Annotated in this window: 25 protein-coding genes and 1 pseudogene; 13 read left to right on the top strand and 13 right to left on the bottom strand. The window is 64.3% G+C overall.

The annotated features are described in order from the left end of the window. Positions 1-108 precede the first annotated feature (108 nt). The gene (locus XH87_RS10385) at positions 109-1,392 is read right to left on the bottom strand and encodes a cation:proton antiporter (RefSeq protein WP_271587193.1); all 1,284 of its coding nucleotides are present in this window, start codon (positions 1,390-1,392) and stop codon (positions 109-111) included. A 365-nt stretch (positions 1,393-1,757) separates the two neighbouring features. Here XH87_RS10385 and XH87_RS10390 point away from each other — a divergent pair. Together XH87_RS10390 and XH87_RS10395 are read left to right on the top strand one after the other, a co-directional pair. Next, a pseudogene (locus tag XH87_RS10390) lies at positions 1,758-2,458 on the top strand (DUF2254 domain-containing protein). Between the two features lie 8 nt (positions 2,459-2,466). Further along, positions 2,467-2,781 (top strand): hypothetical protein, encoded by a 315-nt coding sequence (locus XH87_RS10395; RefSeq protein WP_271587194.1) that lies wholly within the window; start codon positions 2,467-2,469, stop codon positions 2,779-2,781. A gap of 17 nt (positions 2,782-2,798) precedes the next feature. On the opposite strand, the gene XH87_RS10400 is transcribed toward XH87_RS10395, so the two are convergent. Both XH87_RS10400 and XH87_RS10405 read right to left on the bottom strand, forming a co-directional pair. Then, positions 2,799-3,056, bottom strand: coding sequence for a hypothetical protein (locus XH87_RS10400; protein WP_271587195.1), 258 nt, complete (start codon positions 3,054-3,056; stop codon positions 2,799-2,801). A gap of 47 nt (positions 3,057-3,103) precedes the next feature. After that, a complete protein-coding gene (locus tag XH87_RS10405) occupies positions 3,104-3,325 on the bottom strand; it encodes a hypothetical protein (protein ID WP_271587196.1) in 222 nt (73 codons plus the stop codon). Here XH87_RS10405 and coaD point away from each other — a divergent pair. The 6 genes from coaD (at position 3,315) to XH87_RS10435 (ending at position 7,806) form a co-directional block, all read left to right on the top strand. Continuing rightward, complete coding sequence (coaD, locus tag XH87_RS10410; RefSeq protein WP_271587197.1) at positions 3,315-3,812, top strand: pantetheine-phosphate adenylyltransferase; 498 nt, start codon at positions 3,315-3,317, stop codon at positions 3,810-3,812. The two genes, XH87_RS10405 and coaD, sit on opposite strands and share 11 nt — an antisense overlap. 36 nt (positions 3,813-3,848) lie before the next feature. Next, positions 3,849-4,412: a peptidylprolyl isomerase gene (locus XH87_RS10415; RefSeq protein WP_025036418.1), complete on the top strand. Its 564-nt coding sequence runs from the start codon at positions 3,849-3,851 to the stop codon at positions 4,410-4,412. 8 nt (positions 4,413-4,420) lie between these two features. Further along, positions 4,421-4,831: a hypothetical protein gene (locus tag XH87_RS10420; protein WP_271587198.1), complete on the top strand. Its 411-nt coding sequence runs from the start codon at positions 4,421-4,423 to the stop codon at positions 4,829-4,831. Then, a complete protein-coding gene (locus XH87_RS10425) occupies positions 4,828-5,292 on the top strand; it encodes a peptidylprolyl isomerase (protein ID WP_035702663.1) in 465 nt (154 codons plus the stop codon). Before XH87_RS10420 ends, XH87_RS10425 begins: the two co-directional genes overlap by 4 nt. 118 nt (positions 5,293-5,410) lie before the next feature. Then, positions 5,411-6,487, top strand: a complete 1,077-nt coding sequence (gene queA / locus XH87_RS10430) for a tRNA preQ1(34) S-adenosylmethionine ribosyltransferase-isomerase QueA (protein ID WP_271587199.1) — start codon at positions 5,411-5,413, stop codon at positions 6,485-6,487. 179 nt (positions 6,488-6,666) lie between these two features. Next, positions 6,667-7,806, top strand: coding sequence for an acyltransferase family protein (locus tag XH87_RS10435; protein WP_271587200.1), 1,140 nt, complete (start codon positions 6,667-6,669; stop codon positions 7,804-7,806). 49 nt (positions 7,807-7,855) lie between these two features. On the opposite strand, the gene XH87_RS10440 is transcribed toward XH87_RS10435, so the two are convergent. From XH87_RS10440 to XH87_RS10455, 4 genes are all read right to left on the bottom strand, one after another. Continuing rightward, a complete protein-coding gene (locus XH87_RS10440) occupies positions 7,856-8,893 on the bottom strand; it encodes an aspartate-semialdehyde dehydrogenase (protein WP_271587201.1) in 1,038 nt (345 codons plus the stop codon). Between the two features lie 236 nt (positions 8,894-9,129). Beyond that, on the bottom strand, positions 9,130-9,732 hold the full coding sequence (locus XH87_RS10445; RefSeq protein WP_271587202.1) for a PepSY domain-containing protein: 603 nt from the start codon (positions 9,730-9,732) through the stop codon (positions 9,130-9,132). 252 nt (positions 9,733-9,984) lie between these two features. Then, positions 9,985-10,731, bottom strand: a complete 747-nt coding sequence (locus XH87_RS10450; protein WP_271587203.1) for a TetR/AcrR family transcriptional regulator — start codon at positions 10,729-10,731, stop codon at positions 9,985-9,987. A 135-nt stretch (positions 10,732-10,866) separates the two neighbouring features. Beyond that, complete coding sequence (locus XH87_RS10455) at positions 10,867-12,072, bottom strand: patatin-like phospholipase family protein (RefSeq protein ID WP_271587204.1); 1,206 nt, start codon at positions 12,070-12,072, stop codon at positions 10,867-10,869. Between the two features lie 190 nt (positions 12,073-12,262). Between XH87_RS10455 and tgt the strand changes: the two genes are divergently transcribed. Then, positions 12,263-13,408, top strand: a complete 1,146-nt coding sequence (gene tgt, locus XH87_RS10460; RefSeq protein ID WP_271587205.1) for a tRNA guanosine(34) transglycosylase Tgt — start codon at positions 12,263-12,265, stop codon at positions 13,406-13,408. A 17-nt stretch (positions 13,409-13,425) separates the two neighbouring features. On the opposite strand, the gene XH87_RS10465 is transcribed toward tgt, so the two are convergent. Then, positions 13,426-13,644, bottom strand: coding sequence for a hypothetical protein (locus XH87_RS10465; RefSeq protein WP_035702696.1), 219 nt, complete (start codon positions 13,642-13,644; stop codon positions 13,426-13,428). A gap of 222 nt (positions 13,645-13,866) precedes the next feature. Between XH87_RS10465 and cysK the strand changes: the two genes are divergently transcribed. Then, positions 13,867-14,844 carry a cysteine synthase A gene (gene cysK / locus XH87_RS10470; protein ID WP_212373154.1) on the top strand — a complete coding sequence of 326 codons (978 nt, stop codon included), beginning with the start codon at positions 13,867-13,869 and terminating at the stop codon, positions 14,842-14,844. 3 nt (positions 14,845-14,847) lie between these two features. Further along, entirely contained in the window at positions 14,848-15,087 is a 240-nt protein-coding gene (locus XH87_RS10475) for a BrnA antitoxin family protein (RefSeq protein ID WP_271587206.1), read from the top strand. Between the two features lie 193 nt (positions 15,088-15,280). Here the strand turns inward: XH87_RS10475 and XH87_RS10480 are convergent, their stop codons facing one another. Continuing rightward, positions 15,281-16,714: a caspase family protein gene (locus XH87_RS10480; RefSeq protein ID WP_271587207.1), complete on the bottom strand. Its 1,434-nt coding sequence runs from the start codon at positions 16,712-16,714 to the stop codon at positions 15,281-15,283. Positions 16,715-16,914: 200 nt separating this feature from the next. Next, complete coding sequence (locus tag XH87_RS10485) at positions 16,915-17,790, bottom strand: DMT family transporter (protein WP_271587208.1); 876 nt, start codon at positions 17,788-17,790, stop codon at positions 16,915-16,917. A gap of 151 nt (positions 17,791-17,941) precedes the next feature. Here XH87_RS10485 and XH87_RS10490 point away from each other — a divergent pair, with 151 nt between their 5' ends. After that, the gene (locus XH87_RS10490) at positions 17,942-18,340 is read left to right on the top strand and encodes a RidA family protein (protein ID WP_035702716.1); all 399 of its coding nucleotides are present in this window, start codon (positions 17,942-17,944) and stop codon (positions 18,338-18,340) included. A 49-nt stretch (positions 18,341-18,389) separates the two neighbouring features. Here XH87_RS10490 and XH87_RS10495 read toward each other — a convergent pair whose 3' ends face one another. The 3 genes from XH87_RS10495 to XH87_RS10505 form a co-directional block, all read right to left on the bottom strand. Continuing rightward, entirely contained in the window at positions 18,390-18,935 is a 546-nt protein-coding gene (locus tag XH87_RS10495) for a hypothetical protein (RefSeq protein ID WP_271587209.1), read from the bottom strand. Continuing rightward, positions 18,880-19,230: a hypothetical protein gene (locus XH87_RS10500; RefSeq protein WP_027575371.1), complete on the bottom strand. Its 351-nt coding sequence runs from the start codon at positions 19,228-19,230 to the stop codon at positions 18,880-18,882. Before XH87_RS10500 ends, XH87_RS10495 begins: the two co-directional genes overlap by 56 nt. Before the next feature lie 172 nt (positions 19,231-19,402). Then, entirely contained in the window at positions 19,403-19,990 is a 588-nt protein-coding gene (locus XH87_RS10505) for a formyltransferase family protein (RefSeq protein WP_035702722.1), read from the bottom strand. 471 nt (positions 19,991-20,461) lie between these two features. On the opposite strand from XH87_RS10505, the gene XH87_RS10510 reads away from it, so the two are divergent. After that, on the top strand, positions 20,462-20,680 hold the full coding sequence (locus tag XH87_RS10510) for a hypothetical protein (protein WP_035702757.1): 219 nt from the start codon (positions 20,462-20,464) through the stop codon (positions 20,678-20,680). The last annotated feature ends 63 nt before the right edge of the window (positions 20,681-20,743 follow it).

A 20,743-nucleotide genomic window follows, 5' to 3' on the forward strand; every position in this document is an offset into this window, starting at 1 on the left:
GCTCCCTCCGATTGTGTCCACGGACGCCCCCCGCGGCGCGTTCGCCTGAAAGCTGCGTTCGCGCGGAATTTGCTTGCCGAGGCCGGCGTCGGGCCAGCCGGCGCTTTGTCAGGATTTCGGCTCCGGCGCTGCGTCCGAGCCGGCTTCCGCCGGGATCGTCCTGCTTGCAACGAGTCCGAGGGTGGAGCCCTGGATGACGATGCTGAAGAGAACGACGGCATAGGTGGCGGCGAGGATAATGGGTTTGTCCGGACTGTCGGGAACGGACAGCGCCAGCGCAACCGAAATGCCGCCGCGCACGCCCGCCCAGGTGAGGAACGGGACGTTCTGTAGCGACAGAAGGTTGGTCCACGCAAACGCGAGCGGCGGAGCGGCGACGGCCAGCAGGCGCGCGACGAGAGCAATCGGAATCGTTGCGAGCGCCACGACCAGCGCCGATGGTTCGAAGCGCAGCACGAGCACCTCAAGTCCGATCAGCAGGAACAGGACTGAATTGAGGATCTCGTCGATCAGGGTCCAGAGCGCGTAAACGTAGCTACGGGTTCGCTCGCTCATCGCGTAGCGAGGACCGCGATCGCCGATCAGGAGTCCGGCCGCCACCACCGACAGGGGGGCGCTGACATGGAGCCGCTGCGCCAGCGCGTATGTGCCGGTCACCAGGGCAAGCGATATCAGCACTTCGATCGGGTAGTCGTCGATCCACCGCATCGCCAGATACGCAATGTAGCCGGTCATCAGACCAAGCAGCAGGCCGCCGCCCGCTTCGAGCAGAAGAAGCTCGAGGATGGCAAACCCACCGGTGTCCTCGCCGTTACCTGTGGCAAATCTCAGCAGGATGACGAACAGGACGATGCCGACGCCGTCGTTGAACAGGGACTCGCCCTGCATCTCGACTTCAAGGCTGGCAGGCACCTGCACGTTCTTCAGGACGCCGAGCACGGCGACAGGATCGGTCGGGCTGATCAAGGCGCCGAACACCAGCGCCCAGGCCAGGGTCATGGGGTGGCCGATCAACCCGGCGGCCGCCCAGATTCCGAAACCGATGGCGGCGGTCGAGACTACAGTGCCAAGACCGGCCATGATGGCGACCGGAATCGCGCGGCTGCGCAGCTTGTCCAGATCGACGTGAAGGGCGCCGGCGAACAACAGGAAGCCCAGCATTCCGTTCATGACGACGGAGGCGAAGTCGATCTGCAGCAGCGCCGAGGTCAGCGGTTCGAACAGATGCTGTTTCGGAAAAGCGACATCGATCATGACCAATATGACGGAGGTCGCGACGCTCATGACGAGCAGTCCGATCGTGTGCGGCAGAGGAATGAATTTGTGATTGAGCCAGCCGAATGCCGCTGAAAGCGTGAGAAGAATAGCTGCAAGCTCGAGGAGGGAAAACAAGTGGCTGGGCTCCGTTCTACGCGGCGCCACCGGTTCGAAGATGCATTCGCCGGACATCACTCGATGGCTGCAACGTCGCTCGCGTCCGGATCAAGCGCGGGGTTAGCCATGGTACAACAAGAATATCGCATTTGCGAAGTGAAATGCGATCGACCCCGATGTCGTTCTCATGCGCTGCCTCGGAGCAGACGATGTCCGGCGACGTGGTCGTGACCGAGTGACACGATCAATCGCGTCTGCGGCGCGCCGAAATCTGCCTGGCGAGCATCATCATTGGTACGGTACCGACCCTTCGGTGAATAATGACCGCACGACTTCGCAGGCTGATTGACGAATTGGCCGATGCGTTCTGGCTGTTTCCGGCCATGCTCGTCCTTGCAGGAGTGCTCGGCGCGCTCGCTCTGGTCGGACTTGATCGCAGCGGGCTCGTTCCCGGCTGGATGCTGGAAGAGTGGTTCTACAACGGCGGTGCGACCGGGGCCCGTACCTTGCTCGGCACCGTCGCTTCGTCGATTATCGGCGTTGCTGGCACGGTGTTCTCGATCATGATCGCGGCTCTCTCACTGCAGCAGGCCAGATGGGGCCGCGGTTGCTCCGAAATTTCACCAAGGATCGCGGCAATCAGTTCACACTCGGAGTGTTTCTGGGGACCTTTTGTTACGCAATGATCGTGCTGCGCAGCGTGCGTACCGCGGCTGAGGGGGCATTCATCCCGCACCTCTCGCTGACCGTCGCGATCCTTCTGGCTTTCGTCTGCGTGGCGATGCTTGTGTATTTTGTCGGGCAGATGGCCGGCCGGATCAATGTCGACACCGTCATTGAACTGGTGAGCGACGAAATCCAATCGGCGATAAGGCGTCTGACGACCGAACAGCGTCGGGATCAGGAGCTTCCCGCCGGGTTCTGCGAGGACAGAACGGTTATTGTCGATCCCAGGCAGGGATATCTGCAGCATCTGGACGAGTGGGGGCTCGCGGACTGGGCGGCCGAGCAAAACACATCAATCAGGATGCTGGTCAGACCAGGACACTTCGTTTTTCAGGGCGCGCCGGTCTCCTCAATGTGATGTTTCACATGATCCGGCAGAACGCATCGGCCAACGCGGCCATCCTGATCCGGATTCTGGAGGTGCTTACCGCAGTCGTCGGTGTCGAGCGCGATCCGGCACGTCTGACGTGTCTTGAAGTGCACGCCGACCTCGTCGCCGGCGACGCCCGGCGCAACCTCTCGACCCCGGCGGACCTTCGGGATGTCGACCGCCGTCATGAAGCCTTTCTGGTCATGCTACGGGAGGGGCCGCCCGGCCCGCTGGGTCACATCGATGCTGCTTGGGCAGAGACGAACGGGCACCGCGCGCGGACGAAGTCCCGCGCGGACAATGCGGAGTGATGTCGCGACAATTTCGACTATGGGGTGCGGTCTGCCGTCACCAGGCGCGCCTCGTGGACATTGGCCTTGGTGCCGGCGCGGCGCAGGCACGAGGCCTCGAAGTTCGGCCAGGCCTGTTGCGAGCAGTCCTTTCCGATGTTGCGGATATCGAGCCGGTCGCTCTTGGCCAGCGGCTGCGGCACGCTGGCTTCGACGGTCGGGGCAAAGCCGGGCAGGAGGGTGAGGGCTGCGGCAACGCATGCAGAGATGGCAATCGCTGAAAGAGTCTTGATCATCGACGGTCCCCTGTGATGCGGCCGCAAGCGCCTTGTGGTGCGGCCCGTCATTCGTTGGTGGGATTGGTAACCATGCCCGGTTTCGCGACGTCTTCGCCGGCACCTAAAATGGTTTCGTTCGCTGTCCGTTTTGTTTCGTGGCGGCCCTTAGGACGAAACAAACCGGCCGTCGCCGCCACGACCCGCGGAAATTTGCCGGAATCGGCCAGGGAACTCGCCCGGCTTGCCGGGCCGGGCCGGGCGCGGTAGGAGGGAGGCATGCCGCGCATCGCCTTCTATCCCGGTTCCTTCGACCCCATCACCAACGGCCATCTGGACGTGGTCCGGCACAGTGTTTCCCTGTGCGACAGGCTTGTCGTCGCGATCGGGGTGCACCCCGGCAAGAAGCCGCTGTTCTCGACCGAGGAGCGGCTGAAGATGCTCCATGATGTCTGCGGGCCGCTCGCAGCCCAGGCTGGCTGCGTGCTCGAAGCCGTCACCTTCGACGATCTGTCGGTCACCTCGGCGCGCAAATACGGTGCCACCATCATGATCCGGGGCCTGCGCGACGGCACCGACCTCGACTACGAGATGCAGCTTGCCGGCATGAACGAGGCCATGGCGCCCGAGGTGCATACGGTCTTCCTGCCGGCCTCGCCCATGGTCCGCCCGATCACCGCCACTTTGGTGCGCCAGATCGCCGGCATGGGCGGGGACGTCTCGGCCTTTGTCCCGCCGCAGGTCGCGGCACAGCTCAAGGCCAAATTCGCCGGATAACGGCCCGCTTCCTTTCTCATCCTGACCGGAGTTGTCATGATCCGAATTCTCGCAGTTCTTGCCGCGCTTCTGTTCGCGGTGCCGGCGGTGGCGCAGCAATTGCCGGCAAACCTCGACAAGGCCAACGCCATCGTCATCGACAGCACCAAGGGCCGCATCGTCATCAAGCTCAGGACCGACATCGCGCCGCAGCATGCCGAGCGCATCAAGCAGCTCGCGCGCGAGGGGTTCTACAACAACGTGCCGTTCCACCGCGTCATGGACGGCTTCATGGCGCAGACGGGCGATGGTCAGAACGGCAACGGCACCGGCGGCTCGAAATATCCGAACCTGAAGCAGGAATTCTCCAAGGTGCACTTCGCCCGCGGCATCGTCGGCATGGCCCGACGCGGCGACAGTGTCGACAGCGCCAACTCGCAGTTCTTCATCATGTTCGCCGATGGCGGCAGCCTCGACGGCCAGTACACCGTGATCGGTGAGGTCGTGCAGGGCATGGACGTCGTCGACAAGCTGAAGAAGGCGCCCCCGGGCTCGCCAGGCGGCTCCGTCACCGATCCCGACAAGATGGTGAAGGTTCAGGTCGCCTCCGACATCAAATAGGAGAGACCATGGCGCGCCGCGGTGGCAAGCTGCTGCTGGTTGCCGCGATGCTGCTGCTCGGGGTTTCCAGCACGGCCGCGCAGGACGCGCAGGTCAACACGATCCAGGACATCTTCCGGCACCTGCGCACCTGCTGGAGGCCGCCGTCGCCGGCCAAGGCGCGCCCAGTCGACATCACGGTCGTGGTGAGCTTTAACCGGGCCGGAAACATTCTGGGCCATCCGAGGATTACCTATGAATCCGCGGAGGCCTCCGACAATGACCGGCTGCAATACCGGATCGCGGTGATGGAGGCGTTGCAACGCTGCACGCCGATGCCATTTACCGATGCAATGGCCGGCGCCGCCGCGGGACGTCCATTCGCGATCCAGTTCCGCAATCGGAAGACTTCACCCCTAACGCAAGAGAGACGAGCATGAGCGTCACCGAAAACACCCTGATCCTCGAGACCACGCAGGGCCCCGTCACCATCGAGATGCGGCCCGATCTCGCGCCCGGCCACGTCGCGCGCATCAAGGAGCTCGTGCGCGAAGGCTTCTATGACGGCATCGTGTTCCACCGCGTGATCGAGGGCTTCATGGCGCAGACCGGCTGCCCGCATGGCACCGGCACCGGCGGCTCCGGCAAGAAGCTGAAGGCCGAGTTCAACAAGGAGCCGCATGTGCGCGGCACCGCCTCGATGGCCCGCGCCGCGAGCCCCGATTCCGGCGACAGCCAGTTCTTCATCTGCTTCGACGATGCCCGCTTCCTCGACAACCAGTACACGGTCTGGGGCAAGGTCACCGAGGGCATGGAGAACGTCGACAAGATCAAGCGCGGCGAGCCCGTGCAGAACCCCGACAAGATCGTCAAGGCGCGGATGGCCGCGGACAAGGAATGACGCTTCGCCGGTGTCATGCCCCGCGCAGGCGGGGCATCCAGTAACCACCAGCGGTGGCTACGACAACGATCGTGAGTACTGGATCGCCCGCCTGCGCGGGCGATGACAAGTTCTGGATATGCGCACCGATCTCTTCGATTTCGATCTGCCCGCCGAGCGCATCGCCTTGCGCCCGGCGAGCCCGCGCGATTCCGCCAAGATGCTGGTCGTGGAGAACGGCGCGTTGCGCGACCGGACCATCGCCGACCTGCCGCAATGCCTGAGGCCCGGCGACCGGATCGTCGTCAACGACACCAAGGTGATCGCGGCGCAACTGAAGGGCCGCCGCATCGGCCGCGAGACCGAGCCGAAGATCGAGGCGACGCTGATCAAGCGGCTCGACGGCTCGCGCTGGCAGGCGCTGGTGAAGCCGGCGAAGAAGCTCACGGCCGGCGACCGCATCCGCTTCGGCAATGAAGGCAAGGTCTGCCTGCTCGGCCATCTCGATGCCGAGGTCGAGGCCAAGGGCAGCGAGGGCGAGGTGACGCTGTCGTTCTCGTTCCACGGCCCGGCGCTGGACCAGGCGATCGCCGATCTCGGCAGTCCGCCGCTGCCGCCCTACATCGCCTCGAAGCGCACGCCCGACGATCAGGATTTTGCGGACTACCAGACCATGTTCGCGGCCAACGAAGGCGCGGTGGCGGCTCCGACTGCGGGGCTGCATTTCACCCCGGCGCTGGAGCAGGCATTGCGCGAGCGCGGCGTCGGCATCGAGCGTGTCACGCTGCATGTCGGGGCTGGGACGTTCCTGCCGGTGAAGGCGGACGATACCGAAGGCCACAAGATGCATGCCGAGTGGGGCACCATCTCGGCCGAGACGGCCGAGCGGCTCAACGCGGCGCGAAAGAACGGCGGCCGCATCGTCGCGGTCGGCACCACGTCATTGCGTCTGCTCGAAAGCGCAGCCAGCCAGGACGGCACGATCCGGCCGTTCGCCGCGGAAACCTCGATCTTCATCACCCCCGGCTATCGCTTCCGCGCCGTGGACATCCTGCTCACCAACTTCCATTTGCCGAAGTCGACGCTGTTCATGCTGGTGTCGGCATTTTCGGGGCTACCGACGATGAAGCAGGCCTACGCGCATGCCATCGCGCAGGGCTACCGATTCTATTCCTACGGTGATGGCTGCCTGCTGTTTCGGGCAGCCGAGGCTTAAATCCAAGATCGGGCGCGGCCGCAGCCCGGGCCAAGGCGGTGCGTTGTCGCTGCTTCTGCATCTTTGCTGTTTCGCAAGCAATTGGGCCTAACGTCCTGCCGAACGATGGAGGCGCCTGGCCGATGCCGGCCTTTTTGGCGGGGCGTGCCTGCCAATCGACGTCGGCGGTCGGTTAAGGAGTGGTAAACTTGCCGATCCCGGCAGCGCACACCGCAACAATCCCGTTCGCGGAACGAACATTCGTCGCGCTCGACGGATTGCGCGGCGTTGCGGCCATCATGGTTGCCCTGCGCCATGCTCCGTTCCTCTGGGAAGGCGCGCCGGGGCCGACCGGATGGATGAGGAACGGCTATCTGGCTGTCGACCTTTTTTTCGTTCTCTCGGGCTTCGTGCTGGAGCACGCCTATCGAAAGCGCTTCCTCCAGGGAATGCCGGTTCGGTCGTTCATGCTCGCCAGGGTGCAGCGGCTCTACCCGCTGTATGCTCTGGCGTTCATCCTCTCGCTGCCATTTCTGCTCGGCCAGCTTGCAGACGGCGTGCCGGACTCGGTGCAAAGGACCCTCGGTCTGCTGTGCAGCGCGCTGATGCTCCCGACCCCGAATGCTGCCTATCCCGATGCCGATCTGTACCCGTTCAATTTCGCCGCCTGGTCGCTGCTCTTTGAGCTTGCGGCCAATCTGCTGTTTGCGGTGTTTGGAGCGCGGCTCGGCACGAAATCCCTGATCCGGCTCGTGAGCGGCTTCGCCGTTGCGCTCGTGGTCTGCGCGGCGATGGGATGGCTAGGGTTCGGCATCGAAGTTGGGAAGCGCGGCGTCCTCGGCGGCGGACCGACCTGGGAAACGTTCGGAGCCGGTGTGATCCGGGTCGGATTCTCGTTCTTTGCGGGCGTGCTGCTCTACCGGTTTCACGAAACGGCACGGTTGCAGCCGGCAAGATCCGGATTCGCGCTCGGCGCGTTTGCTCTCGTCACCGCCATTCTTGCAGTGGGCTTTCCCGCAAGTCTCGATCTCGCGTTGAGCCTGGTCTCGGTCCTTGTCGTGTTTCCGCTGGCCATCATGATCTGCGCGCGCTTCGATCCTCCGAAAGGCGCTTTGGCAAGCATCATGCAGACCCTCGGTCTGCTGTCCTACGGGATCTATGTCCTGCAGGTCGTGACGTTCCATGCAGTGGAGGTCTGCGCGCTGCAGCTTGGGATCCAGTCCGCCCTTGTCGGGCTCGTCGCGATACCCATCGTCGCGGCGGTGGCGTACGCAGCCACCGTGTTCGTCGATGTTCCCGTCAGGCTCACGATGAAACAGGCATTGAAGGGATTGGCGTAGGAGCTCGAGGGACAGGCGGACGCTTGACGCCGCCTGTCCGAAGGTCGGCTCACGCCATCACGCGCTGGGGCAGGAGCTCGGCGATCTGCACCGCATTCAGCGCCGCGCCCTTGAGCAGCTGATCGGCCGCCACGAACATCGAGATCGAATGGCCGCTAGCGTCGCTGAGATCCTTGCGGATGCGGCCGACCAGGACGTCGTCCTGGCCCGAGGCGTCGATCGGCATCGGGAAGTAGTTCCTGGCGCGGTCGTCGACCACCTTCACGCCGGGCGCCCGGGCCATGATGGCGCGGACCTGGTCCTCGGTGATCGGCCTCTCGCATTCGAAGGTGATGGCTTCGCAATGGGCGCGCAGCACCGGCACGCGCACGCAGGTGACGCCGACCGCGATGGTCTCGTCCTCGAAGATCTTGCGGGTTTCCTTGATGACCTTGGTCTCTTCGTCGTTGTAGCCGGTGTCGGGGTCGACGGCCGTGTTGTGGTTGAAGAGGTTGAAGGCGTAGGGGTGGGGCATCACCTTGGGCGTATAGACCTGCCCGTTGAGATTGGCGCGGGTGGACTCGACCAGCTCTTCCATCGCGGCGGCGCCGGCGCCGGAGGCCGCCTGATAGGTCGAAATGATGACGCGCTTGATGCGGTTCTGCCGGTGAATCGGCCAGAGCGGCACCAGCGCGGTGATCGCAGCGCAATTGGGGTTGGCGATGATGCCCTTGTGGTCGCGGATACGGTTGGCGTTGATCTCGGGGATCACCAGCGGCACGTTCGGATCCATGCGGAAGGCAGAGGAGTTGTCGACCACCACCGCGCCGGCCTTGACCGCGATCGGCGCATACTTCCTGGAGATGCCGCCCCCTGCGGAGAACAGGGCTATGTCGACGCCTTCGAAGGAGCGTTCATTGAGCTCCTCGATGACGACGTTCTGGCCGCGGAACGACACCGTCTTTCCGGCCGAGCGGGCGCTGGCCAGCGCCTTCAGCTTGCCGACGCGAAAGCCGCGCTTGTCCATGGTGGCGATGAATTCGGCGCCTACCGCACCGGTGACGCCGACAATAGCGACGACGGGATCGTTACTCACTTTGTCCTCCATTGAGATTTGCGAATTAGACAACAAAAAAGCCCCGGACCATCGAGGGCGGGGCTTCGGTAGAGCTGATGCGTTCAAGTCGACGACCTACGCGCGCACGCCTCCCTGGGCCCCTGGGGCCGTGGTGGTTTTGGTCGTGCGTTTGGTGGTCGTGAACATGGCGGCGACTTATGCGGGAGAGTCCTGCCGCCGTCAATGGCTTTTCGTCCCCGGCCGATGACGGGGCGCGAACCCCGCCGCTATCTGGCCCGGGCGCCCGGCGGCTCCAGGATGACCTCCTTGAGTTCGTCGCCGCTGATCACGACGATCGCAAAATTGAGCCGGCCGCGCTCGCGCACGAGGCCGCCACTGATGGCCTTGCCGGCGGCTGCGCGCTCGGCGACGCGCACGGCATCGGCAAGGCGGTGCCTGATCGCGCCGAGCGCTGCGAGATTGCTGCGGTCTTCATGGTCGAGCTCGGCGAGGGGCAGGGCGGCTTCGCCGCCGACGAGCTCGCCGGTCGCGGCATTGATGGTGTGGCGCCAGATCCGGTCGTTGTGCAGGGTCTTCACCCGGTAGACCGGCACGCCCGAGGCGCCGTCGAAGCTCACATCCGCCGTCGTGGCGCCGGCATGGCGGGCTTCCGCAATCGCCATGGCCTGGCCGATCGTGATCGACGAAGAGCGGAAGCGTTCGATCTCGCGGCTGACTGCCTGGCGCTCCGCCTCGGCATCACCATCTGCGTCGCTGTGGAGCGCGGTCGGCGTGCCCGTGGTCACGACCGCCTGCGCCGGTGCGGCGAGCAGCAGCGCGGGCAAGGCGGCCGCGAGCAGTTGCGAGGTCCATCGTCTGGCTGTCGTCATGCTCGAAACCTTCGGCCTGCGAGTGTGCCGGATGATCGTAAAGAATTCGCGGCCGGCCTTGGGCAAAGGCCGGCCGCGGAACGCCGCGGCGGGCTGGACCTGCCGTGACGATCGAAGCGGTGCGGACCTCTTTGGGGCTGGTGAAAAAAGCGGCCCGCATCGACTTATAACTAAACCATACCGTATCGTTTTATTTTGGTCAATGACGCCGTGCCGGCCCGCTTGGGGAAAGATCGCAAGCTCACGGAATTGTCAGCGGGAGGAGCGGCGCCGCGGCGTGACTTTGGGAGCGTTCCGGACGCGGTCGGCAGGCCCCAGCGCGCCGGCCAGGAACAGCTTGATCGCCGCGCGCATGCGCTTTTCCGCGGCCTTCAGTTCCAGCGCCGTTCCGAACGTCGCCATGCGGTGGGTGTGGCCGACGACGACGTCGAGGAACACCTCGGCTGCGATGGTGGTGTCTTCGACATCGAGCGCACCTTGCGCCACCAGATGGTCGAAGAAGCGCGCGGTGGTGGCGACGGCCTTGAGCCAGCCTTCCTCCTTGCCGAGCTTGGCGACGTCGGGGAAGTTGATGGCCTGCGACGTCATCATGCGGCTGAAGGCGACGGCGTCGGGACCGCAGGTGAAGGTCAGCAGCTCGCGTCCGATCTCGACCAGCCGCTGCTCGACTGGAATGTCGGAGCCGCTCGAGAGCTGCGTTTCAGCCGCAGCCGACAAGGGCGCGAGCCAGCGCTCGATTTCGCGCCGGAGCACGGCCGCGAACAGCCCGCGCTTGTCGCCATAGCGGGAATAGACCGTGGGCTTGCTCACCCGGGCGGCTTCCGCGACCGCGTCGAGCGAGGTCGCATCGAAGCCGCGATCCAGGAACAGGCGGGTGGCGACTTCGATCAGCCGCTGGTCGCGCTCGATCGCGGCTGACTTCGTCGGCCGGCCGCCGCGCGATTTCGGCACCTCGCGCCGCGGCGCTGCCGATCTCGTCTTGGTCGCAGTCAATCCCATGCCCAATGATTCCTGCGCGTTTCGGACAGTCGTCATTCGCTCTATATCGTGCAGGAGCCGAGGCGTCATCGCGAATCTGGCCGAATGGGCGGTATCGTCAACGATTTCGGCAGGGCCTCGTTCCCCCACGCGAGCTCACGGCACCGTGGAGGTCCAGGCCTGACCGGACGCGGCCTTGTCATATCCGTATTGATAGAGCGCCCGCATATAGGCGGTGTCGAACCCTTCCGACGGTGGCGCCGGATAGTCGCGCGCGATGTAGGAGAGATGGAAGCCCAGTCGGTTGCGCCTGGCGAAATCGTAGGTCGAGAAGATGATCGAACGCGTCTGCGATTGGGTGATCGCCGACAGGCTGCGTGAGGCAACGTCGATGGTGCCGTTGGAGACGAGCTCGAAGTTGCGTTCGATCTTCTTATTGACGAGGATGTAGATGTCCATCTTCGCATTGCCGGGCAGGCGTCCGCTCTGGAACAGCAGGGCTTCCGGCAATGTCAGCACCGGGGCCGTCACGCCGCCGTCGACGTGCATCTCCTGGAACTTGCGGCCCCCGCCTTCGGCATCGATCATGATCGGCGGAAACACCAGGGGAATGCTGGCCGAGGCCGCCATCACGTCGCGAAACAGCTTCAGGGCCTCGGGCGTTCCGACCGCGGCGATCCTGCCCATGTCCCAGATCGCAGTGCGCTGGGTGTCAAGGTCGGTCGTCACCACCAACAGCTTGCGACCTTTGGCATTCTCGCGCGCGACCTGGGCCATGATCTCGGGTCCGACATAGCGTGCGACCAGCTCGCGCAGCCGCGTGTTGCCGAACAGGCCGGATCCGAACAGCACGCGCATGATGCTGGGATCGTTCAGGAGGCTCTCCGCGATGCCGCTGGTGTAGACCTCCTTCAGCGTGTCGTCATACTGCGGGCCGAGGAACGCAAAGGGCGCGATCAGGCCGCCGGTGCTGACGCCCGAGACGACGGTGAAGGTGGGGCGGGTTCTGGCCGCGGTCCAGCCGTTGAGCACGCCGACGCCATAGGCGCCGTCGGCACCGCCGCCGGAGAGCGCCAGATAGGTTTTGGTCGCGGTGCTGGTGTCCTTCTCGAAGCTGAATTTCGTGACGGGCTCGTCGGCATAACGCCTGAGGCCGTCGATATCCAGCACGCGCGATGTGCTGGCTTCTGCGGCCGTATAGGGCGTGCGGGGCAGGGACGTGCAGGCGCCGAGCGCCAGGCTGCACATCAGGACCAGCAATTGGATCAGGCCGGCAGCTGTCTGCCTGATCCAGTCGCGCGCGGAGACGGATGCGTCGGTCGAGGAAGGGGTGGGCATTGTCGGTGGCTGGCGATCACGCATCTACCGCCGCCGGCAAATTCGCCGCGGCATCACGTCCAGCCCCAACGAGAAAAACTACACTGTTTCGTTTTGTTTGACAAGGGTGAAGGGCATCGATCCGGCGCGGTTGATGCCCCAGTCTGAAGCACAAACCGGCCGGAGCGCGGCTTGGCGGTTGATCGGCCTGCTCCGACACGCAATAAGCACCGCCATGACCCCCGACAATGACCTTCCCAATCACTTTGAATTGCTCGCCACGGATGGCGCCGCGCGCACCGGGCGGCTGACCACGCCGCACGGCGTGGTGCGGACGCCGGCCTTCATGCCGGTCGGAACCGCCGGTGCCATGAAGGGCATGCACTGGCGCGAGGTGCGCGATGCCGGCGCCGACATCGTGCTCGGCAACACCTACCACCTGATGCTGCGTCCGAGCGCCGAGCGGATCGCGGCGCTCGGCGGCTTGCAGCGGTTCACCGGCTGGAACGGACCGATGCTGACGGACTCCGGCGGCTTCCAGGTGATGTCGCTGGCGGATCTGCGCAAGGTCAGCGAGAACGCCGTGACCTTCCGCTCGCATATCGACGGTGCCAAGGTCGAACTATCGCCGGAGCGCTCGATCGAGGTGCAGCGGCTGCTCGGCTCCGATATCGCCATGCAGATGGACGAATGCGTGCGGCTGCCGGCCGAGCGCGCCGACATCGAACGCGCGATGCAATTGTCGCTGCGCTGGGCCGAGCGCAGCAAGCGCGCCTTCTCGAGCGCGCCGGACGGCTACATGCTGTTTGGTATCGTGCAGGGCGGCGACGTGCCGCAGCTTCGTCATGCGAGTGCTAGAGGCCTGGTCGCGATCGGCTTCCACGGTTATGCGATCGGCGGCCTTGCCGTCGGCGAGCCGCAAGCGGTGATGCTGGCGATGATCGACGAGACCGCGCCATTGCTGCCGAGAGAGCGCCCGCGCTATCTGATGGGCGTCGGCACGCCCGACGACATCCTCGAAGCGGTGAAGCGCGGCATCGACATGTTCGATTGCGTGATGCCGACCCGCAACGGCCGGCACGGCGTCGCCTTCACGCGCTTCGGCCAGGTGAATTTGCGCAATGCGCGTCATGCCGACGATCCGCGGCCGCTCGACGAAGAGAGCTCATGGCCTGCGGCGCGCGCCTATGCGCGCGCCTATCTGCACCATCTCGTCAAGGCGGGCGAGACGCTGGGCGCGATGCTGCTGTCCGAGATCAATGTCGCCTACTACCAGTTCCTGATGCAGGGCATCAGGGCTGCGATCGCGCAGGGACAATTCGATGAGTTCTACCAGCGCACGCGCGAGGACTGGGCGAGGGGCGACATCGCCCTACGCTAGATCAGCTGCAATCTGGATCAGTTGCAAATGAAGCGTTGCTTCAGGGCGTGCTTGGTCACGAAGCCGTAGCCGCAATTGTCGCAGGTCCAGAGATAACTGATCACGCGGTCCGAGACGTAGGCGGACGCTTCGGCGGCGACCATGGAGTCGGCGCAGACCGGACAGGTAGGCAACTCGCTGCAACGCGGATCGCGGTTCAGCGCGACGGTCGACAACACTTCAGCAACTGCTGACATCGTGTGACCTCCCTGTTTTTGAGACCTAAGTCTAACATAAGCAGAAGCGGTTGACGAGGTCGCGACACAAATACGTTGGTTTTCTGATTCGACCGCTCACGTGATTTTGCGATGCAGCGTATTTAACATGTACGGCATTGCCGCTTGCGTGTCGCCGCAAGCTGTCTGTAACTGCGCAACGGTTGGGATTGAAGTACAGATCGCCGCCACAGGGAGTTCATCATGGACGCATCGTCCACCACGGGTGCAGCGCACCAAGCCGGCCGCGGCCGGATCTACGACTCGATCGTCGATGCCTTCGGCAACACCCCCATCGTGCGCTTGCGCCGGCTGCCCGGCATGCACGGCGTGAACGCGACCATTTTGGCAAAACTTGAATATTTCAATCCTGCCGCGAGCGTGAAGGACCGCATCGGTGCGGCGATGATCATCGCCATGGAAAAGGCAGGCATCGTCAAGCCCGACACCGTGCTGATCGAGCCGACCTCCGGCAATACCGGCATCGCGCTCGCCTTCGTGGCGGCTTCGCGCGGCTACCGGCTCAAGCTGGTGATGCCGGAGTCGATGTCGATCGAGCGACGCAAGATGCTGGCTTTCCTCGGCGCCGAACTGGTGCTGACGCCGGCGGCGCAAGGCATGAAGGGCGCGATCGCGGCCGCCGAGGAGCTGTTGAAGACGACGCCGAATTCGGTGATGCCGCAGCAGTTCAAGAACCTCGCCAATCCCGAGGTGCACCGCCGCACCACCGCGGAGGAGATCTGGAACGACACCGGCGGCAACATCGATTTCTTCGTGGCCGGCGTCGGCACCGGCGGCACGATCACCGGCGTCGGCCAGGTGCTCAAGCCACGCAAGGCCTCGCTGCGTGTGGTGGCGGTCGAGCCGGAGGAGAGTCCGGTGCTGTCAGGGGGACAGCATACACCGCACAAGATCCAGGGCATCGGCGCGGGTTTCGTGCCTGACATCCTCGACCGCTCGGTGATCGACGAGATCGTGAAGATCAACTCGACCACGGCGATCGAGACCTCCCGCGCGCTGGCGCGGCATGAAGGCATTCCGGGTGGCATCTCCTCGGGCGCGGCGATCGCGGCCGCGCTGCAGATCGGCAAGCGTCCCGAAGCTGCGGGAAAAACCATCCTGGCAATAGTGCCGTCCTTCTCCGAGCGCTATCTTTCGACGGCTCTGTTTGAAGGAATCTAGGACATGGCGGATCAACCGAGGCGGCCGCGTACGCTTGGCGATGCCAGGACGGAAGCCGAGGCGGCGTTCAAGAAGGTGACGGCGAAGGTCGCTGCGGCACCGCCCAAACAGAACGCAGTTCCCGGCATCAAGGAGCAGGTCACGCTGCGCATCGACCAGGACGTTCTGGAGTTTTTCCAGGCGAGCGGTCCGGGCTGGCAGGACCGCATCAACGAGGCACTGCGCAAGGCGGCGGGGAAGTAGGGCTCACTCGTTACGCGCGGTGTGGCTCCTCATCGCAGCTTGCGCAACAAGCGTCTCCAAGGATGGAAGGGGCCCCGCTGCGAGAGCGGGGCCTTCATGGTTGGAGACGGCGCTTCGCGCCTCCTCACCATGAGGATTACATACGAAAAAGCCCGGCGCGAGCCGGGCTTTTGTATTTTCAATCTTGCTTCGATCAGCGCCGGAACATGCCGCCCATCATGCCGCCGACAACGCCACCCACGAAGGCTGCGCCGGCAGCATCGCCGGGACTGCTGCGATGAGGAGCGGGTGCCGGCGCGCTGCTGGGGGGCGGGGCACTGGCGGCGCGCCGGGCCGGCTTCTGGCTGGTGTCACTCGCCGTCGCCGGGGCAGCCACGATCTCCGAGAGCAGAGCCTTGTGCTGATGCTTGTTGAGGTAGCCTGATGCGGGATAGCCGCGCGCCGTCTGCCAGCGCTTGAGCACGGATCGCGTCTCGTCGTTGAATGTGCCGGTCTGCTTGGTGTCGAAGCCGAGCGCCGTCAGGCGGCGCTGCACGTCGCGGCGCTTGCTCTTGTCGAGGCCGATTTGATCCTCGGTGACTTGGGTGGCTTCGTCGGTGAAGGTCGCCGGATCGACGCCCGCGTTGAGGGTGCGGGTCGCGGTCGAGGGGCCGCTCTTGATCGCGGCGAGGCGCGCCAGCGCCAGCGCCTTGAACTGGCCGTTGGGATAGGCGGTGAGGTAGGCGTTGAGCTCTTCTGGCTTGTTCGACTCCTTCACCGAGCGCCAGTATTCGAGTTCGACACCGTCCGAATTGCCGGCGGACGCCGCCGGCAAGCTGCCGGCCGCCGTCGGCGCCGCATTGGCGACCTGGGTCGTCGGAGCCTGGTTGAGATAGACGGCGCCGATCAGGTTGGTATGGCCCCAGGGCAGCTGGCCCTTGTGGGTCTCTTCATTGACCTGAGCGCGCACGGACGTCATCGCCTGTTGGATCTCGACGCCGGGCTTGGTGATGTTGTCGATCAGCGCACGGGTGAACGGGCTGTTGTTACCTTCCTGGCCATCGAGCGCGGTCTGGCCGGGGCCGGTGGCGAAGGCGATCAGCGTGCCTTCGCCGGACTTCATCTCGGCAAGACCGCTCTGGACGTTGACGCTGCGGGTCGCCGAGTTCGACTTGATCTTGGCGGCGAACGGATTGTCGCGGCAGGCATCGAGGAAGACGAGCTTGACCTTGGCATCGCCCATGGTTTGCTCGAGCGTCAGGTCGATGTTGATGGCAGCGCCGAGCTTGACGTCCATCTCCGACTTGATGTCGGCGTCGACGGGCAACAGGTAGTTGGTGCCGCTGACGGCGATGCCGTGGCCGGCATAATAGAACAGCGCGATGTCCGAGCCCTGCGCCTTGCGGCCGAAGTCGAGCAGCTTCTCCGTCATCTGGTCGCGGCTGAGATTGGACCCTTCAATTACCTCGAAGCCGACATTGCGCAGCGTTGCCGCCATCGCCTTGGCATCGATCGGCGGGTTCGGCAATTGCGCGACGTTCTTGTAGGAGCCGTTGCCGACGACGAAGGCGACGCGGCGGTCGGCTTTCGCGGCGCTGACCGACAGCGCCATGCACATCAGCGAAGCGAGGAAGGTGAGATAGCGCATTCTGAAATCCCCAGAATCGAATTGCAGGCAGCAACAAATTGGCGACGAACCTACACGAAGTGCCCGACTTCGCGCCACCGAAACGGGGGGCCGTTGCATCAACCCGCTGCTGTGTGGCCGAATGTGCACGATGAAGTGCCCCTCCAACGTGATCCAAATCACACGGCCACTTCGTTTTGTCGCGCCAGGCGGCGAGAGGTTCACTGCGCGCGAGCGGGAATCGGCGAGGCAGGCTTCAGGTTCAGGAGATTGCCGCCCAGGATCAGCGCCGCGCCGAGCACGGTCCAGGCGTCGAGCCGCTCGGAATACAGCAGCCAGCCGGCGGTCGCGGTCAGTGGAACTCGCAGGAAGTCCATCGGAACCACGATCGTCGCGTCGGCGTAGCGCATCGCGCTGGCGAGGCAGTAGTGCGAAAATGTGCCGCAGACGGCGATCACGCCGACCCAGGCCCAGACATAGGCCGATGGCCAGGTCCACACGAACAGCGTCGGAACGAAGCCCGCGACCGATTGCACCACCAGCATCCAGAACAGAATCGAGAGCGCGCTTTCGGTGCGAGTCAGCGATTTGACCAGCGCCATCGAGATGCCAAATCCCATGGCGGCCCCGAGCGCGATGAGCTGGCCCGGGTTGATCTGCCCGGTCGCAGGCCGGACGATGACGATCACCCCGATGAGTCCGAGCACGATGGCGGCGATCTTCCATGCCGTCATCCGCTCGGACAGGAAGCTTGCGGCGAGGATTGCCGTCCAGATCGGCATCGTAAACTCGATCGCCACCACCTGGCCGATCGGAATCAGCGTCAGCGCGAAGAACCAGCCGAGCTGGGCGACATAGTGCACCAGATTGCGCCCGACATGCTGCGGCAGGCGCGATGTCTTGAGCACCTTCAGGCCGCCGGCGCGGTAGATGATCGGCGAAAGCAATAGGAAGCCGACCAGCGACCTCACTTCCATGATCTGGAAAACATTCAGTTCGCGCGTGGTCTCGCGTCCGGCAACCGCCATGACCAGCATCAGCGACAGCCAGCCCGCCATCCATAGTGCAGCCATCGTTTTGGACGGTGTCACGCTCATTGGGGCAGGATGCTGGAGGATGGAAACCCGAAAGGACGGTCGGTATCGGCGACATCGCCGGCGTTTGCAACGGTCAAATCTGCGGATGCAGCGATGCAGCATGTCGTGCTAGGCATCTCCAAACAACGAGAAGATCGGGAGAGCTTCGCTCATGCACATCCTGCAGCCGGCCGAGTGGAAAAAACCGCGCGGCTTTTCCCATGGCGTCGTGGTCGACGGGCCCGGGCGCTGGGTGGTTCTGGCCGGCCAGACCGGCGGCGACGAGGCCGGCAGCTACGCGCCGGACATGGCGGGGCAGGTCGCGACTGCGCTGAAGCGCATCGTCAAGATCCTGGGCGAGGCCGGCGCCGGCCCCGAACACATCGTCCGCTTGACCTGGTATCTGACCAGCCGCAGCGAATATGAAGCGGCCGGTCCCGGCATCGGCGCGGCCTGGAAGGAAACGCTGGGACGCAATTTCCCGCCCTCGACGCTGCTCTATATCGGTGGCCTCGTAGACGATCGGGCCAAGGTCGAGATCGAGGTCACGGCGTTCGTCCCGAACACATAAAAATGACCCGGCGGAGCCGCCGGGTCGATTGTCCAAACCGCGGTCGACCTTAGCGCGACATCGAGATGTTGGCGCCGCGGAACTGGCTGTCCGCGCGGATCGTGACGGTCTGCCTGTTGCCGCTCGTCCTCAGCGCGATGTCGGCGTTGAAGCCGGCGGCGGAGGCGACCACCTCGAAGTTTCCACCGCCACCGCGGCCCTGGAGCGAGCCGGAGATGTTGCGGCTGGCCTCGCTCCAGCTTCCCGAAATGGCATGACCCGAGGACTGAACGTTGGCGGCGAGGATGAACTTGTAGGCGTCGCTGGCGCAGGTCAGCGTCATTTCCATTGTGGGGCCGATGGGAGCATATTTGGCCCGGCAACGGATGCGCTCCGTGGATCCGTCCTCGAGGCTGACAGTGCCGCCGCCGCTCCAGCTTCCCGCCATCGGAGCGAACGGACCGGATTGCGCCTTGCTTTCGGAATTGGCCGCTGCGGCCGCAAGCAAGACGGCGGCCGCGATCAGCAGCCGCCGGTTCCCGGCACGAACCTGCGCTGGTTTATTGGCGCGATGCTTCCCAGCGCCCGCTGCACGGTATGCCTGCTGATGCTCCATTCCACTTCCCCGATCCGGCGTTGCCGTTGAGTTGACCGTTGGCATATGCACCATTGATCGAAACTTTCACAAGTCCCCCGCTACCGATGGTGCCGGAAACGTTAGCGCCGGGCGCGGTGATCTTGCCATCGGCAACGGTCAGCATGGAGCTTGCGGTCGGCTCGCACGAGCCGCTCTTGGTCACGATGGTGACATGCCAATTGCCGTCATAGGGGCTCTGGGCAAAAGCGGGGACAGCAAGGGTGCCGGCGAAAACTGAAGCGGCACAAAACACCGCAATGCGACCAAAACGCATGAATTCCGTCCTTGAATTTGTCTGATATGCTGACGCTTATTCGGACGAAATGTGACGGAAATTTGTTGCGATGCCAAACCGAAAATTGTTCCTGTCAACACAATGGTTTATTTGGGTTTCCGTCTCCGATTTTCGAAGCAGAATCAACGCAGGTTCACGTTAAGGGTAAACGTCAGGAGAGACTCGGTGCCGAGGTCGCGAACTGCTCGTCCTGAGTTTTGGCGGGCAGTGCCTTGTGAACCTTGACGTAGTCGATCACGTCGGCCAGCAGCTTGAGTCCGAGCGGCGCCAGCGCGCGCTCCCAAAGCTCCCGCGCGGTCTCGCCCTTCTTGACGAAGCACCAGTCCTGAGCGGCGATCGCGCCGGCGTCCATGCGGTCGGCGAGATGATAGATGGTGCCGCCGGCGATCGGATCGCCTTCCTTGATGGTCCATTCCACGGCGGCCTTGCCGCGATGGCGCGGCAGCAGCGAGGGGTGATAGCCGATCCCGCCGAACCTGGCGGCGGCGAGCGCGTCCTTGCCGATCCGGGCGTGGCTGTGCGCCGTGATGATCAGATCGGTGTCGGGGGCGATCTCGGAAGCCACGACCAGCTTCGGATTGGCCTGGACCACGACCTCGATGCCGGCGGCCCTTGCGGTCGCGGCGAGACGATCCTCGGCATCGGCAACCACGACCCGGACGACCGAAACACTGTGCTCCCGGAGCATGTTCAGGGTGGTCACGCCGAAATGGCGGGAGCCGACGAGGGTAATGCGCATGGGTGTCCGATCCGTCTCGCAACTGCGTTATGCTCGGGATAACACGTCCGCACGCCCTGTCACCACCCGAGCAGCGTTTGCGAGGGTTATCAACAATGCGCCGGGCGCCGGCGCCCCCATCTCTGCGTCACGGACCAGCGTTGCCGCGCCGCCACGGTCGGACGATAAGCGGCCGATAAGTGGTTCCCGTGTTTCGTTTTTAGCAGAGATGTCCCCGATCGGCTGATAACATGCGCCGACCGGGGCTGGCGACATTTCAACCCGCATGCATTTTCGAACCCGGCTTTGGCCGCTGGCGTGATCGCCGGCGGCCTTTTCATGCCACACATCACGAAATCGTCCGACGGTAACACGATCTCAACCAGCTTGGCGTATCGACGAATCCGTCGCGGATTTGTATTGCGTACCGCGACACTGGAAACGTCCGCCGGCGTGGGCGCGCCGCCGGGCCTTTTCGCCGGGACAGATTTCATGCCGAGCGCTATCGAGCACATCGTGGACGCCTATGTGCGTCTGAAAAACCGCCGCGGGCTCGACGAGCTGATGATGCACAGGCAGCGGCTCGCGGTCGATTTGAAGAGCAGGTCTGGCTATGATTTCAGCCTGCCGATCGGCCAGATCGACGAGGAGATCGCGATCATCGAGGCGGGGCTCAGCCGGCTCAAGGCGGAGAATTCCACGGCGATCTGAGAGGTCTGCAAGCCGACGTCGTGCGCGGGAGACCGCCGGCTGTACGGGCGCGAGCAGATCGCC

Origin of the sequence: Bradyrhizobium sp. CCBAU 53415 (assembly GCF_028128735.1) — a bacterium.
In the GTDB taxonomy this organism is placed as follows: Bacteria; Pseudomonadota; Alphaproteobacteria; order Rhizobiales; family Xanthobacteraceae; genus Bradyrhizobium.

Excerpts from the sequence above, each read along its gene's own strand:
- XH87_RS10420 (WP_271587198.1), top strand. The coding sequence starts at position 4,421 with ATGGCGCGCCGCGGTGGCAAGCTGCTGCTGGTTGCCGCGATGCTGCTG.
- XH87_RS10505 (WP_035702722.1), bottom strand. The coding sequence starts at position 19,990 with ATGCGCATTACCCTCGTCGGCTCCCGCCATTTCGGCGTGACCACCCTG.
- XH87_RS10485 (WP_271587208.1), bottom strand. The coding sequence starts at position 17,790 with ATGAGCGTGACACCGTCCAAAACGATGGCTGCACTATGGATGGCGGGC.
- cysK (WP_212373154.1), top strand. The coding sequence starts at position 13,867 with ATGGACGCATCGTCCACCACGGGTGCAGCGCACCAAGCCGGCCGCGGC.
- tgt (WP_271587205.1), top strand. The coding sequence starts at position 12,263 with ATGACCCCCGACAATGACCTTCCCAATCACTTTGAATTGCTCGCCACG.
- XH87_RS10440 (WP_271587201.1), bottom strand. The coding sequence starts at position 8,893 with ATGGAGGACAAAGTGAGTAACGATCCCGTCGTCGCTATTGTCGGCGTC.
- XH87_RS10495 (WP_271587209.1), bottom strand. The coding sequence starts at position 18,935 with ATGGAGCATCAGCAGGCATACCGTGCAGCGGGCGCTGGGAAGCATCGC.
- XH87_RS10405 (WP_271587196.1), bottom strand. The coding sequence starts at position 3,325 with ATGCGCGGCATGCCTCCCTCCTACCGCGCCCGGCCCGGCCCGGCAAGC.
- XH87_RS10415 (WP_025036418.1), top strand. The coding sequence starts at position 3,849 with ATGATCCGAATTCTCGCAGTTCTTGCCGCGCTTCTGTTCGCGGTGCCG.
- XH87_RS10475 (WP_271587206.1), top strand. The coding sequence starts at position 14,848 with ATGGCGGATCAACCGAGGCGGCCGCGTACGCTTGGCGATGCCAGGACG.
- XH87_RS10425 (WP_035702663.1), top strand. The coding sequence starts at position 4,828 with ATGAGCGTCACCGAAAACACCCTGATCCTCGAGACCACGCAGGGCCCC.
- XH87_RS10395 (WP_271587194.1), top strand. The coding sequence starts at position 2,467 with ATGATCCGGCAGAACGCATCGGCCAACGCGGCCATCCTGATCCGGATT.
- XH87_RS10445 (WP_271587202.1), bottom strand. The coding sequence starts at position 9,732 with ATGACGACAGCCAGACGATGGACCTCGCAACTGCTCGCGGCCGCCTTG.
- XH87_RS10500 (WP_027575371.1), bottom strand. The coding sequence starts at position 19,230 with ATGCGTTTTGGTCGCATTGCGGTGTTTTGTGCCGCTTCAGTTTTCGCC.
- XH87_RS10455 (WP_271587204.1), bottom strand. The coding sequence starts at position 12,072 with ATGCGTGATCGCCAGCCACCGACAATGCCCACCCCTTCCTCGACCGAC.
- XH87_RS10490 (WP_035702716.1), top strand. The coding sequence starts at position 17,942 with ATGCACATCCTGCAGCCGGCCGAGTGGAAAAAACCGCGCGGCTTTTCC.
- queA (WP_271587199.1), top strand. The coding sequence starts at position 5,411 with ATGCGCACCGATCTCTTCGATTTCGATCTGCCCGCCGAGCGCATCGCC.
- coaD (WP_271587197.1), top strand. The coding sequence starts at position 3,315 with ATGCCGCGCATCGCCTTCTATCCCGGTTCCTTCGACCCCATCACCAAC.
- XH87_RS10400 (WP_271587195.1), bottom strand. The coding sequence starts at position 3,056 with ATGATCAAGACTCTTTCAGCGATTGCCATCTCTGCATGCGTTGCCGCA.
- XH87_RS10510 (WP_035702757.1), top strand. The coding sequence starts at position 20,462 with ATGCCGAGCGCTATCGAGCACATCGTGGACGCCTATGTGCGTCTGAAA.
- XH87_RS10450 (WP_271587203.1), bottom strand. The coding sequence starts at position 10,731 with ATGGGATTGACTGCGACCAAGACGAGATCGGCAGCGCCGCGGCGCGAG.
- XH87_RS10480 (WP_271587207.1), bottom strand. The coding sequence starts at position 16,714 with ATGCGCTATCTCACCTTCCTCGCTTCGCTGATGTGCATGGCGCTGTCG.
- XH87_RS10465 (WP_035702696.1), bottom strand. The coding sequence starts at position 13,644 with ATGTCAGCAGTTGCTGAAGTGTTGTCGACCGTCGCGCTGAACCGCGAT.